16 protein-coding genes and 1 pseudogene are annotated in these 13,631 nt (G+C 33.0%); 4 read left to right on the forward strand and 13 right to left on the reverse strand.

The window, feature by feature from the left end:
• Positions 1 to 6: 6 nt before the first annotated feature.
• From BKH44_RS06220 to BKH44_RS06230, 3 genes are all read left to right on the forward strand, one after another.
• Positions 7 to 1,449 (forward strand): DUF935 family protein, encoded by a 1,443-nt coding sequence (locus tag BKH44_RS06220; protein WP_095271321.1) that lies wholly within the window; start codon positions 7 to 9, stop codon positions 1,447 to 1,449.
• The gene (locus BKH44_RS06225; protein WP_095271324.1) at positions 1,436 to 2,770 is read left to right on the forward strand and encodes a phage minor head protein; all 1,335 of its coding nucleotides are present in this window, start codon (positions 1,436 to 1,438) and stop codon (positions 2,768 to 2,770) included. Before BKH44_RS06220 ends, BKH44_RS06225 begins: the two co-directional genes overlap by 14 nt.
• 74 nt (positions 2,771 to 2,844) lie before the next feature.
• Complete coding sequence (locus BKH44_RS06230) at positions 2,845 to 3,321, forward strand: phage virion morphogenesis protein (protein ID WP_095271327.1); 477 nt, start codon at positions 2,845 to 2,847, stop codon at positions 3,319 to 3,321.
• A 2-nt stretch (positions 3,322 to 3,323) separates the two neighbouring features.
• On the opposite strand, the gene BKH44_RS06235 is transcribed toward BKH44_RS06230, so the two are convergent.
• The 12 genes from BKH44_RS06235 to BKH44_RS06285 form a co-directional block, all read right to left on the reverse strand.
• Entirely contained in the window at positions 3,324 to 4,130 is an 807-nt protein-coding gene (locus BKH44_RS06235) for a BRO family protein (protein ID WP_095271329.1), read from the reverse strand.
• A 575-nt stretch (positions 4,131 to 4,705) separates the two neighbouring features.
• Complete coding sequence (locus BKH44_RS08825) at positions 4,706 to 5,416, reverse strand: hypothetical protein (protein ID WP_180674130.1); 711 nt, start codon at positions 5,414 to 5,416, stop codon at positions 4,706 to 4,708.
• 48 nt (positions 5,417 to 5,464) lie between these two features.
• A complete protein-coding gene (locus BKH44_RS06245) occupies positions 5,465 to 6,016 on the reverse strand; it encodes a DciA family protein (protein WP_095271332.1) in 552 nt (183 codons plus the stop codon).
• Positions 6,009 to 6,278: a Mor transcription activator family protein gene (locus BKH44_RS06250; protein ID WP_095271335.1), complete on the reverse strand. Its 270-nt coding sequence runs from the start codon at positions 6,276 to 6,278 to the stop codon at positions 6,009 to 6,011. The genes BKH44_RS06245 and BKH44_RS06250 overlap by 8 nt, the downstream gene beginning before the upstream one ends.
• A 3-nt stretch (positions 6,279 to 6,281) precedes the next feature.
• Complete coding sequence (locus tag BKH44_RS06255; protein WP_095271337.1) at positions 6,282 to 6,770, reverse strand: phage protein GemA/Gp16 family protein; 489 nt, start codon at positions 6,768 to 6,770, stop codon at positions 6,282 to 6,284.
• 233 nt (positions 6,771 to 7,003) lie between these two features.
• Positions 7,004 to 7,489, reverse strand: a complete 486-nt coding sequence (locus BKH44_RS06260) for a host-nuclease inhibitor Gam family protein (protein WP_095271340.1) — start codon at positions 7,487 to 7,489, stop codon at positions 7,004 to 7,006.
• Positions 7,479 to 7,685, reverse strand: coding sequence for a hypothetical protein (locus BKH44_RS06265; RefSeq protein WP_095271343.1), 207 nt, complete (start codon positions 7,683 to 7,685; stop codon positions 7,479 to 7,481). Before BKH44_RS06265 ends, BKH44_RS06260 begins: the two co-directional genes overlap by 11 nt.
• 131 nt (positions 7,686 to 7,816) lie before the next feature.
• Positions 7,817 to 8,155 (reverse strand): hypothetical protein, encoded by a 339-nt coding sequence (locus BKH44_RS06270; RefSeq protein WP_095271346.1) that lies wholly within the window; start codon positions 8,153 to 8,155, stop codon positions 7,817 to 7,819.
• A 2-nt stretch (positions 8,156 to 8,157) separates the two neighbouring features.
• Positions 8,158 to 8,325: a hypothetical protein gene (locus BKH44_RS08830; RefSeq protein ID WP_180674131.1), complete on the reverse strand. Its 168-nt coding sequence runs from the start codon at positions 8,323 to 8,325 to the stop codon at positions 8,158 to 8,160.
• A gap of 10 nt (positions 8,326 to 8,335) precedes the next feature.
• Positions 8,336 to 9,286, reverse strand: a complete 951-nt coding sequence (locus BKH44_RS06275) for an AAA family ATPase (protein ID WP_095271347.1) — start codon at positions 9,284 to 9,286, stop codon at positions 8,336 to 8,338.
• A 62-nt stretch (positions 9,287 to 9,348) separates the two neighbouring features.
• A complete protein-coding gene (locus BKH44_RS06280; RefSeq protein ID WP_095271350.1) occupies positions 9,349 to 11,772 on the reverse strand; it encodes a DDE-type integrase/transposase/recombinase in 2,424 nt (807 codons plus the stop codon).
• A complete protein-coding gene (locus BKH44_RS06285) occupies positions 11,772 to 11,981 on the reverse strand; it encodes a hypothetical protein (RefSeq protein WP_095271359.1) in 210 nt (69 codons plus the stop codon). Before BKH44_RS06285 ends, BKH44_RS06280 begins: the two co-directional genes overlap by 1 nt.
• A gap of 379 nt (positions 11,982 to 12,360) precedes the next feature.
• On the opposite strand from BKH44_RS06285, the gene BKH44_RS06290 reads away from it, so the two are divergent.
• A complete protein-coding gene (locus tag BKH44_RS06290) occupies positions 12,361 to 13,137 on the forward strand; it encodes a LexA family transcriptional regulator (RefSeq protein ID WP_095271353.1) in 777 nt (258 codons plus the stop codon).
• Positions 13,138 to 13,290: 153 nt separating this feature from the next.
• Here the strand turns inward: BKH44_RS06290 and BKH44_RS06295 are convergent.
• Positions 13,291 to 13,631, reverse strand: a pseudogene (locus tag BKH44_RS06295) (hypothetical protein); the annotation flags it as partial.

A 13,631-nucleotide genomic window follows, 5' to 3' on the forward strand; every position in this document is an offset into this window, starting at 1 on the left:
AAAACAATGCAAGCTAAAAAAGATATAAAAAAGCTTCAAAGCACTATCAATCTCAATTCTATTTATAAAAACCCCATCCCCTTAAACATCCCCTATGAAAGGGTAAAAAATGCCCTCAATAGTGATAATATAGCTGAGCTTTTAGGGATTTATGGACATTTTTTAAGATTTGATGCTCAAATCTCTAGTGAAATCCAAAAGCGAAAAATCTCCCTCTCAAGACTCCCCTTTATGCTAGAGAGTCAAGATAAAGCACAACAAGCATTTTTAGAAAAGCTAGTTAGCGCTACAGGCTTTAGAAGATTTTTATTTGAAGCTAGCAGTGCGATTGCTTATGGATTCGCTCCTTTTATATTAAACTGGAGTCTTCAAGAAGGGCTTTATTATCCTTCATTTTCCTATATCAGTCCCAAATACATTTCATCTAAAAACAATCAGCTTTATATATCAATAGGATTTGATAAGATTTTTTTAAAAAAGAGAGAAGATATATGGGTATATTTTCATCCAACCGATAGCTCAGATTTGATAGGAGAGGGATTGATGTATCGTGTGATTGCAATCGCATCTTTAAAATACATCGCACTTTCTAAATATATGAGCTATTTAGATTCTCTTTCCATACCACCCCTTGTAATGAGGGCAGAAAATATAGACAATGAAGAAGATTTAGAAAAGATGATGGATTTGCTTTTCAATCTTAGGAGTAATAGTGTAGGTATTTTTGGCAAAAATGATACCTTAGAGCTTTTGAATGGCAATGTAGATAAAGGGACATTTTTAGAATTCATCAGGTATTGTGATGAGGGAATTTCTAAGCTCATCACAGGACAGGTCTTAGCAGGCAATTCTACAAGTAATGGCACACAAGCCTTAGGGAATGTGCATGATAAAATAAGGAAAAATACAGAAGAATATGATGCAGCTTTAATGAGTGAGGGGATTAGAGAGCTTTTAAAAAAGGCTTTAATTTTAAACTTTAAAGATGTAAAAGATTTTAGTTTTGAGCTTGACACAAACACAGAATCTGATGAAAACGAACAAATGGAAGTCTTTGTCAAACTCAAGCAAATTGGCATAGATATCCCATTAGAGCATTTAGAACAAACCTTTAAAATCAAAGGACTTACAAGAAGCCAAATAGATTTTTCAAATCCTAAAGATGAGCTTTTAGAAAAAAATACAAGAGAAGATAATAAGGTTTTAAAAACTTCTCAAACCCAAAAGCCCTTAAGCGAACTAGAGATTGATGATACAAAACTAGAGCCTTATGAAGAAAAAATAAAATCCATTGTCCAAACCATAGCAAACAAAGCTTCCACTTATCAAGAAGCTTATGATGAGCTTTTAAATTCCTTTGAAAACAAAGACTTTGATATAGCTGAAGAAGCATTATTTGATTTATTAGGCAATGCAGAGCTTAAAGGGAGCATAGATGGTAAAGCTTGATTTCAAACTCCCTCCATTAGATAATATGGCTTATTTGATGAGCAAACACCCAGAGCTAAGCTTTGATTATGATGAATTAAAATTTGATGCCCATAACAGAGCTTTTAGTATTTCTAAAATGACCAAATTAGATTTATTAGCAGATATACAAGCCTCACTTTTGCAAGCCCAAAGCAAAGGATTGGATTTTGAGCTATGGCAACAAAACATCCTCCCCACACTAAAGAAAAAAGGTTGGCTAGGCAAAAAAGAAGTCATAAATCCTACCACAGGCGAAGCCAAAAAAATCAACATAGACTCTTCTAGGCTAAAAACTATCTTCAATACAAACATAAACTCCGCTTATGCCAAAGCCAAAAAACAAGCCCAATTTCAAGAGGACAATCAAGCAGTCTATCTAAGATATGTAAGCCTTTTATATGGCAATCGAAGGGAAGCACACAAGCAATTACACGGTATCATCAAGCATAGAGATGATCCCTTTTGGAAAGAGAATTACCCTCCAAATGGCTATAACTGTGCTTGCAGAGTCTATGCTTATACCAAAGAACAGCTTGCCCTTAGAGGCTGGAGTGAGTATCAAAAAGAATTACCCACCATAGCTGACAAAAGCTTTAGAGGCGATATATTAGAAAATAGCAATAAGCAACTAGAAGAGATTTATAAACAAAAAGCCAAACGCATAGCAACACTAAATAGCCCTTCCAAATTGCTAAAATCTTTAATCTTTCAAGATTATGTAAACATCATAGAAAATCGCAAACGCTGGAAGGAAATAAAAGAGTTGTATCAAAATCCTAATATAGATAAAAAAATCATCATTGCTAAAACCACTCAAGAACTTCAAAATCTACTCCAAACCAAAAGCCCATCAATATTCTTATCCAATGAAACGATGTTAAAGCAAAAACAAAGACATAAGGAATTAGGAGCCTTTGATTATTATTTGATTGCTCATATGGGTAAACCTATTTATAGGTTTAAAGATGGGGATTATAGTGTAGTGTTTGTAGAAAAACTTAGTAGCAGGTATAGGATAGTATATAAAGTGACAAAAGATAGGAGTGAGGTGTATGTAACAAGTCTATTAAAATATAGCAGAAACGACAAAGATTTTGAAAAAGAAATTGAAAATTTAAAAAGGAACAAAGAAGAAATAAAAGACTCAAGGAGAGTGAGTCCACCTCTCCTGCTTGAATGTGTGGGGAGACTCCTTTCCCACTATTCACCCTTCCACTGGACTCTAGCTTCGTATACCAAGTCGACACGGCATTCAAGCTTAATGGTATTGTCCATTAAAGAGATTTTATCATTTCCTTAATAATGAATCTATAAAAATCTTTAAAGAGTATAAAAATTACAAAAAGAAACATTGAGACCCTATAGGAGCATAAGATGTCTAATAACAAAAAATTCCAAAACTTGATAAAAGATATAGAAAGAATGAAAAATTTTGAAAAAAGCGAGGGGATGAGAAAGCTATTGTCCACGACGGCTTCTAGATTGGAAAGTATCAGTGATGAGAGCTTTGAATTCAAGCAAAGCCCTTTTGAAGAAAAATGGCAAGATAGAGCCAAAAGCACTAAGCTCAAACTCTTAAGAGAAAAAAAGCTAAGCCAAAGTGATATTTTACAAGTAAGTGGTCATTTACGCAGGAGTATCCATACAAAGATAGGTATTGACTCTGTTATCTTAGGGACAAATGTAAACAAAAGCTATGCACCAATACATCAATTTGGAGGTTATGCAGGAAGAGGCAAAAAAGTAAAGATTCCCAAAAGAGCTTACTTACCCATTAATGATAAAGGACAATTACCCAAGCCTTTAGAAAAAGACATTGAGACTATGATATGGAAATTTTTAGAGATTTAAAATCAATTCTTAGAGATTTTATCTCTTTTTTTATAGTCTTTTTCAATACTTTTTATCTCTTTTTTGACATCTTTAATGTGTTTTTGTCTTGCCAAAAGCTCAGGTTTAATTCCATCATTTTCTATCATTATATTTCGCACTCTTCTTCCAACTTCTTTAGCGGTATTTTCAAGATTTTTTTGGCCAAAAATATGATTATTTTGAACATTTGCTTCTGTTTCAGATAGTCTAAAAAGATTTGCTGCTAATTCTCTTTTTCCCATATAATCAAAAAGAGTAGCTTTCTTCTCAACACCTTTAATTTCTTTAAGTTGATCAAGTCCCATATTATACATTCCCATATAGCCTGCATTTGAGAAATTTGCATAATTATCAACCCCATGATTTTTAGCAACAGAATTTAGGGAATTTATTTTTTCAGAGACCTCTTGCCTAATTTCAATTCTTTCAATTTGTTCTGCTCGGATTTCTGCAATTGTATCTGCTAATGCAGCAAAATAAACTTGAGCTTTTGCTACATTAGGTTTTTTTATATCGCTGTTCATAACGATTAAAAAACAAGCAAATCTATCGAGTTTATAATCACCACTGGAATTGGTTAAAGGTCTGAAATGATCTGAAACATCAATTGACAAACTAGCACATACTGATATTGCTTTGCCAATATTTTTGGAAAAAGTTTTATAATTTTCATATTCAAGCATTTTTGCAAGTTCGCTAGCTAGCCAATATTTACTACCATTCTGATAAGAAGAAAGTTCAAAAACATTCTCTTGGGCATTAACATCAAAAAGAGTTATTTCTTCCATTCTTTACCTTATTTCATTAGCTTAAACTTAAAATATTTATAAAAGCATTATACAAAAAACTAATAACAACTCCTTTAAATGCTTGTATAAAAATTTTATAAATAGAATTTTCTCCAATCTTAAGAAAAAAATACCATAAAACCCACTTTTATTCTCTAAAAATGGGTTTTAGCAATGGTCATTTTTCTTCCAATGCTTTTATTTTTTTCTCAAGTTTATTCAAACGCCACCCATTTACACCAACCCACCCTGCCAATATGATGATTAACAAAAATTCTAAGTCCATTTTTTACCTCCTATGGTATAATTGAATGTATAGATAAGATGAACCCCTTGTTAAAAGGGGATTCGTTTAACTTATAAATAATTTAGCTATTGCTAAAATATAAAAAACGATTTGTAAAACTAAAGCTGTAACTCTAAGTTTTTTCATCTTATCTTATTCTCCTTTCTTTAAAATTTAAAACTTGTTATCTACAAGTTTTATGCAATAATTATACTATAAAACAAGATTTAAGTCAATTAAATTACAATAATTCATTATAGATATTTGTAAATAACAAGTTTAAGTATTGTTATTTGCTAAGAATAGATTGAAGTAAAGTCTTAAATTGATTGAATTCTTCTAAATCTTTTTTGAATTCTTCACTCTTAATTGCTTTTATTTGTTGTTTTAAATGATGATTCTCTAGTATAAGATTTAAACTAGCTTCTATTTGTGCACTTACTTTATTGTTGCTAACACTGCTTGCTAAAGTAGTATCACTAACTCCTATCGCCTCGCCTAGTTCCTTATAAGTCATTCCTAGCTCTTTGGCTGTCTTTTTAATGAGGTTTTGCTCTTTTAACTCAAACGCAAAATGCCATTCTATGCAATAAAATATTTCCTCTGTTTTTTCATTTTTAAAAATAATATGATTGCCTCCTTCATGCCAAAAAGGCTCATAACCTAATATTTGTGTGATTTGTTGTAAAACTTCAGGAATGATTGCTTTTTCATTCCCTCTTTTGATTTCTGTACTTAATTGGATTTTATCCTTCAATGATCCAAATATTTTAATCCTCTCATTTGAAAAAGAATCTAATTGGTCAATCATTGCAGTATGGTTTATTTTTATCCATTCAAGAACGCTTGAATCTACTGCTTTATTTAAACCATTATCTTGGCAGTACTTCATAAAATCTTCATAAAAAGATAGTTTTGATGTTTTATTGTTAAGATAGAGCATTTGTTTATTCTGTTTTTCAGATTTTTCACATAGGGTTATAAATTTTTCATAAGTCATTTTTCTTTCCTTATTTTATATAATTTTACCTCACAAAAGTCCTAAAACCTAATCCAATTCTATAGAGACATTCACTTCCATTTCTAAGCCTTCTTTTTCATAAATCTCTTTTCCTTTATTATACTTCACACATTCTCTGATTTCTTCAAATACAGCCCTTAGCTTTTCATTTTTACATTGATTTTCAAAATCCCCTTTAGCCTTCTCTTCATTTTGTTCAATCTTATTTGTAATATCTTGAGAAAAGATTTTAAAATCAGATTTAAGATAAGCTTTTACTTTTGTCCAGTATGCTTTTGGTGAGCTTTTTTTAAGCTCCTTATACCATTGCCTCATATTTTCTAAAAGTTCTTTTTCTCTCATACGATAAAGGCTTAAAGCACCAGGATGATCTAAGATAATAAAAAGCGTATTGTGTTTGATAGAACAATAAGTAATATGCCTTTGAAGCTCTTTACCCAAAGACTTTTTTACATATTCAAGCAAAGCTTTCCTAAAAGCAAGCTCCCCTCCTATCTCTCCTTGCACTAATATTTGAGCTGGTTTTTTAAATGGAAGCTCTACATAAGAGCTTAGCTCCTTGCTAATATTGTTATCCATTTTCCTCTCCATACACCTTAGTTTGATTTAACTCTATCTTATGCCTCCTAATGATTTCTCTTACCTTTTCTACAGAGAGATTATACCTAGTAGCTAAAATCTCATAGTTATAGCCATTAAAATCTCTCATTATCCTTTCTTTCACATCAGGGACTACTTGAGGGATATATACGCGCAATCCACCATATTTCTTGCATATTTTTTCAAAGCTCATCCCTCCCTTATAATCTTCACAGATTTGATATAGCCTATGCTTTGTCATTGCTTAGCCTTTATATTCAGTATTATTAGCGACCTTAAATATATTCAATCCACTGCCCTTAGATTTCTTGTATTTCAAAGTTTTTTCTAGTCCAATGATAACCTTAGAAGCCTCTTTGATTGAAAGCTCTCTTAAAGCTTTAGATTTTTTTAGCATTCTTGTCATAAAACCCTCTAGATCTTTATCATTCCAAGAAAGCTCCTCTTTAATAATCCTAATCTTTTGAAGTTGTGCAAAACTCAATCTTCCTTTTTTGATAATGATCTCTCTATTTGGATCAATCAGAGCAAAATCTCTATCATTCCTCCTGCCTGAAAAAATATGCAATATTTCTTCAAGCTCACTGATAGACAAAAGCCCTGAGCTTTTTTCTTTATAGCGTACATAAAGCCAATCTTCCCAAGCTTCATTATTTTTTAGTTCTTTATATTTTGGATGAGTATGGATTTTGATGATAAGTTGCTTCCTTAAAAGTGCTTGTTTTTGAGTCATTTTTACCTCCTTTTATTTTATTTATATGGTTTTGAGCCTTGCTAAAAAACCTAGAAAATTAGGTTGAGAGGAAAGTATTTGTCCATTCTCTTTCCTCTTCAAGCGTGCAGTAGCAAGATTTTATATCTTGCGTAATTTAGCAAGGCTAAACCCACCCAATCCTATAAAACCTATTTAAAAAGTCCCAAAAGCCCCTTTAAATGAGTTTTAAATTTTGCCAATGCTTAAAAATCTTAAGCATTGTTTTGTAAGTTTTCAATCTTAGACACTATCTTAAAATTGTCTTTAACTACCCTCTTAATTCCAAGCTTTACCAAAGAGCTATCATCTAACTCACATAAGACATCTTTATTTGGCTTTTCTTCATAAATCAGACAATCCCTAAAGCCAAATTTTTTAATAGCATCAATAAGGGCTTCTACCTTAGCTTTAGCCCTAGGTAAACTCACACTTTTAGAGACCCGATAGCCGATTGTGCCAAACACAAGATCCTTACTCCTTTTTTCTGCAAAATCTGCCTTATTAGCAGAACAAAAGTTTTCAATCTCTTGTTCCAAAAAGTTTTTTTCATTTTCTAACTCTAAGATTTTCTCCCTCACACCTTCTTTGATCTCATTGATTTTTAAGGTTACCTCACCTTCGATATTAGCGATACCCACTTCACATTCACAGATTTTTTTCAATGCATTATTAATATCTTCATAATTTCTAATTTCCATTGCTAACTCCTTTATTATAATCTTTCATAATTTTCATTATAAAGAATTGCATTGTTTTAAGCCATTGGGCATCCATATGCAACTCTAGCCTCTCTATCCTCTTTTCTAATCTCACATAACTTATATGAGAAAAAATCACATAAATCACTATCAAAATAGAACTTGATAAATTCAATACATTTAGTATAAAATCCATAATCACTCCTTATTTATTTTATTCCTCGCTATTTGTTAGAATTTTATACCTGTGGCTAAAATGACCAATATCAATGGCAATGCGATTAAAACATCAATAAAAAATTCACTAAATTTCATCTTCACCTCCTATTACCCATAAATTTCATAATAAGAAAGCCCATAAGCCTTCGCTAGTTCTATCTCTTTTTTCATCCCAGCTGAATCCTTTGAATATAGCGTTTTCACACTCAAAATACATTGACAATGTTCTAACATCAAAAGCCCAGCTTCTAGCACCTCATTCCTTTCACTCTCCTCATCATACACACCCCAAAAAAGCAGCACAGGGCAAATAGGCACAAACCCCATTTCCTTAGCCATTCTAGCTCCTTTGATAGCATAAGATTTAGCCAACCCCATCCAATCCATTGGCTCTAAAGACTCTTTTACACTTCTATAAGGCGAGGCGACATAACAAAATTGTTTCATAATCAAAGCTCCTTTTGTTGATTTTTCTTTACTATATCAATAGCTGGGTATTGATACCCTCTTTGATAAGCAGTATCTGCCCTTAGTTTGGAATAAATCACTCCTTTCCACACAAAATACCACCTACTACAATAATCTGCCCTCATCCCTTTTATCATCTTATTTTTCATCTTTAAGTCCTTATAAAAACATCATTTTTGCAGCTTCTAGCACCGTCTCTTTATCCCTCATATCACAGCCATATGAGGCTAGTTTTTCAATCCTACGCTTAAGCTTTATGCTTTTCCTAAAGTTCCCTCTGCTAAAGCCAAAGATATGTTTGTTTGAAAATGCCAAACTGCATTCTTCATCACTAAGCCCCTCCATTTCCCACTTACTTCCTATCCTAGAGCTAAGCTGTGCTAGTTCGCCATTCTTGCCCAAAAGATTACGCATCAAAATATGCGTACCAATCAACACAATAGGGATTTGTGAAAAATCATGGATCCTCCTCAAATCTTCCAATGCCCGCAATGGCAAATGCTCCCCCTCATCTATAAGCAGCACAGCATCCCTTTTAGCAAACTCTTTAGCAATAGCCCTCACACATTCATCTAAGCTTTTTGATTTTTCAATCCGTAGCTTTTCACATAAAATACCTAGCAAAGTCTTAGCCGTAGTATGCAAAGTAGCTTCTATCAAGATAGCATTAGGATGAGATTTAGCATATTCTTTAGCAATGATACTTTTACCTGTACCAGGAGCACCATATATAAGCCCCATTTCTCTATCCTCAACAGCTACCTCAATGACTAATTGTGCTATTTTCTTATCCTTGCTTTCAAAAATACTTTCTATATTCTCTATTTTTTTAAGCCTCTTATTCATAAAATCTTGGATATAAAGCTTCAAATCTCTAGCTAATTCTAAATTCCTCCCTTTATACTCACCCCTAAGAAAGGGTCCAATCACAGAGCCATTACTTTTGCCAATAGCCCTTCCAAGTCCTGCTTGCGTGATACCCTCTGATTTCAGAAAGTCCCTTACTATTCCTTTAGTCTCATTTATATAAGCCTCTTGTTTATCCTTTGGCATTTTTTCTAAAATCTCTACGCTCAAATCCTCTTCTTGACAAAAATCTAAATTTTTCATAAAATTCCTTTTCCTTTAATTTTAATTTTTAGCCCTATTTGATTTATCATTTAGGGCTTTTTTTATGCCTTTTTAGAGGCAATATCCTCCCAAGTAACGCGTTTTTTATTCAATGTCTTTTCATCTTTTTCCTTCATATTTGAAATTTTTTCCATCCATTCACCCCCTGAAGCCATCTTGGCAATACTGCGACTTTTGGCATCTTCTAATTGAGTATTGATTGGTTGGATTTGAGGGCTATTAGCACTAAGAAGAGTATTAGCAATGCTTTTATAAAGCAAAGGAGTCTCTGCTTCTACCCTCATCCTAGCTTCTATCATTTTCTTCTTGAGTGCTTTTTTGGTTTTTTGATAGATTTTTCTAGAAGCTTTAGCTATTTCCATTGTATCTGTATGGGTATTTTGAGCTAGTGCTATATCTATGAATTGTTTGTCCTTATCATATATGAAAGCTTGAGCAATATTATTGATATTAACCCCTACATACACACTGCTATGTTTGTATAGACTAGGAAGCTGGTAAGTAATACCCCCTAGACATACCCCCTTCTTATTGACTGATTTTTTCTTCAAGACACTAAGATAAGTTGAGAGTTCATAATCAGATAAGCTTATTGCCTCATCAGATTTGGCATTATAGATATTAATAGGAGAGTCTCCTAATGTAGCGTTATACTTATTGAGGGCTATTTTGTTATAGTTCTCTACTTGTTCTTCAAATTCTTCTAAGCTTAAAAGATTTTTCAAATAAGTTTTTTCACCTTTTTTAAGCCTGCGTTCCTTTCTTGTATCAAACTCTTCGATAGATTTTCTCTGCCCCACACTATGCCCGATATACCCACTCATCCATTCCACAGCCTTATGCTGGAGCTTTTTAAAATTGCTTTCTACATAAGGTTTTAGCCACCCACTATAAGGAGCTGTATGGACAAACTCAATACCAAGCCTAAGGCAAACCTCTTGCACATAAGCACTCCTAAATGCCCTCCCATTATCTCCTCTAATAGTTCTAGGCTTACCATAAGCTTTGATATATTTAGCAATCGCCCTGCTAACACCAAGCGAATTCTCTGTATCTGCTAGCTGAAAAATACACACTCTAGAATATACATCAATCAATGCGATAAGCACATAACGCTTTTGCACCCTCTCCATAGTCTCAATATCAAACCCATAGCTTTTGCATAAAAGTGGCACATCCAAAATAGCATCAATAGAAGTAGCATCAATTTCTACGATTTGATTGATAGTATCTACATTCCAATCCATCCTTCCTACAGCAGGCAACATACAAGAATCTGCCTTACTCTCACCTCCCTCTACCATTGCTTTAAGGATTTTGTTATTTTCCAAATACCTCTCTACATAGCGTTTAAGCGTATTGTAAGAAAATAACTCTGCTTCTTTTGATAAAAATAGCTTAAAATCAAATAAGCCCATTTTTGATAGATTCATATGAGCAAGCTCATAGATATTAGAGAGGTTAAACCTAGCCTTTGAAGCTAGTATAAGACGATCAATAATATCTTTTAAAACAAGATTATTTTCAATAATCCCTGCTTTTGCCCTATGTTTACCCCTCTCGTCAATCAACCCATCAATCCCAAAATTCCTATAATCCCTCTGCCAAGCATAGAGCTTAGAAGCACTAAGACTAAATGGATAGAGTTTAGAGTCATTAATATAGATGATAAATTCTCTCTCTTTAAGCCTCCCTTTTGATTTTTGCCATTCTTTGATGATTTTTAGCTTTAGCATTGCTTTTTCTTGGGACATCAAGCTAGCAGAGCCAAAGAGGCTTAATGCTTGAGGGCTGTTATCTTCCTTATGATTGACAATCTCAACTCCCTTATCATAAATAAGTTCAGCTCCACGATTGTCTATTTTTTCCTCAAATCTTCTAGCATTGCTTTGACTTCGTCTATTGTAAATAGCATCAGAAGGTAATACACCAGAGCTATAAATGGTGTTACTATCAACACAATCATCCCTAACAAAATCAACACAGCCATATCCATTCCTACCATTATCTAATCCTTTCTCTTGATATACATTACTGTGATTATCAATAATGTTGGCATTATGGGTAAAACTCTTGCTATGACCCATAGGGCTAGATTTTTTATATCCATCATTGCTTCCTTTGTCTGTTGAATGTATTGGATGCACTAGATGTGTTGAATGCTTTGGTTGCATTAAAGATGTTTGACTCCCAATACTATTCATAGCCTGATTGTCTTCAAATACACTGCTATCAGATTCAAACATTTCTAGTTCTTCCAAGCTCAGTGGCTCACTCCAGATTTGGAGGACTTTGCCAGCTTTGCCACCTCTTTTACCTTGTATATATCTAAAGTTCATTTTAAAGAACTTTATTTTACAAATTTTTTTACCACTAACAGCGGCACGTTTTGCTGCTTTCTCTAGGCTTTTCTTATTTAATCCATATTTCTGCGTAAACTCTTTACTACTTATCCACTCACCCATTATCCTACCTCCCGCCAGAGATCATCTTTAATAAGAAGCTCTTTAAGCTCTCTAGCCCTACCTCTTTTACCCTTAGTTTGTCCTATTGCCATATTCCTTAATAACTGGATATCTTTTTCTCTCAACCCCATATCTTTTGCCCAAGTAGCAAGCTTCATCCCTTTTTTAAGCACAATAGGAGTTTGTTTTTTTATCTTTTTTCCATTCATTTTTACTCCTTTTTTTATTTTCATTCCCTTACCTAGAGGGCATCACCACATCAATAACAACACTTCAAAAGATTCAAAACAGTTTAAGAATATATTATTTATGGCTTCATGCCCCCCAGATAAGGAAATGTGATTTTTTCCATCCCGTTCCTATCCCGATTGATAGCTTCACGACGCCCAAAAGATACAAGGTCTTTATAAAAGAGAGTATCCCCCAGATTGGTAATGGTTATTTAAAAACGGCTTGGAAGTCTCACCGCTAATAAGTTAAAACAACTCGTTTCAGTTTTAGATTATCTTTTTATGCAATAATTCTATTGAAAACTTTAGAAATTATAGTGCTTTTTAATGAACTTGTCAAGTTAATAAAGGGTTTTTAATGGAACTTTGTAAAAAAATTAAAGTAGCTAGACTAGCAAAAGGCTTAAGACAAGAAGATTTATCAAATAAATCTGGAGTGCCGCTTAATACCCTTAAAAAATATGAAAGTCAACCAAATAAAAATCCAACCTTTAAGACTTTAAAAAAATTAGCAGATGCTTTAGATGTTGATATATCTTTTTTTGTCTCCCAATCGTCTCCCAATCGTCTCCCAATCGTCTCCCAATCTCAAAATATGGTAGAAAGCTTAAAAAAAGATGTCAGTCAGTTAGACAATGTCCCTTACATGTCCCTTAATCATAAAAAAACCTCTTCAGCCTTAAATATGTCCACCAATACCCCAAACCTTAAAAAAGACAATGATAAAATCTATATCAGCAGTCTAAGTAGCAAGGTAGGAGCAGGTGAAAGCGTGGAAATAGAAGGTATTGAGATTTATGATACTGATATCTTGATTCCTTTTTCTAAGTTGCTTTTTAAGACCACACCAAAGATAGAAAACCTCCGTTGTCTTCAAGTAGATGGCTATTCAATGATACCTATGCTTTATCCTGATAGTTGGGTGATTGCAGAGATTAGTCCAGAGTTCAAAGGCGATGGATTATATATTATTAATTTCAATGGCTCTTTTATGGTCAAATTAGTCCAAATATCCCCAAACAAAGAACTTGAAATCATCAGTGCCAATAAAGATTACAAGAGTTATACAATCAACCAAGAAGATGCTAATTTAGAAATACAGATTGTTGGAAAGGTCTTAAGATGTATAATTTAGGCAATTAGAAAGCTTCATACAGTTTATTTCACAAAAAATGCAGTTTTATTATATTTGAAGTGTAATATTAAATCTCACTTAGATTTTTAAATTATATACATCAAATAACCACCCCCACGCACTTATAAATAACAAATCTAAACTATTTTTCACTTAGATTTTATATGAAACTATACAAATCCAACTATTCCCAAAACCACTATAAATATGAGCTGATACTTTTATCCCATGCCTTTGAGACTCACCAAAGTAATGCTGATAACCACCTACTAATCCGCCATCAAAAGCAAAATTAATATTTGAAAATGAACTAAAAAAATTTCCATCATTTCTTATAAGATCATGTGAAAATTCTGAATTTATACTCCCCAAATCCCCTTCAACTCCAATGAAGAATCCATTCTTAGAATCTGGTTTTTTTGTTTTAATGTTTTGACTTTGTTTGTTCACACTAGTAGATGTATTTTCTGCATTATTTTGATTGAGCAATTCTT

The sequence above is a fragment of the Helicobacter sp. 13S00477-4 genome (assembly GCF_002272785.1).
Classification (GTDB): Bacteria; Campylobacterota; Campylobacteria; order Campylobacterales; family Helicobacteraceae; genus Helicobacter_J.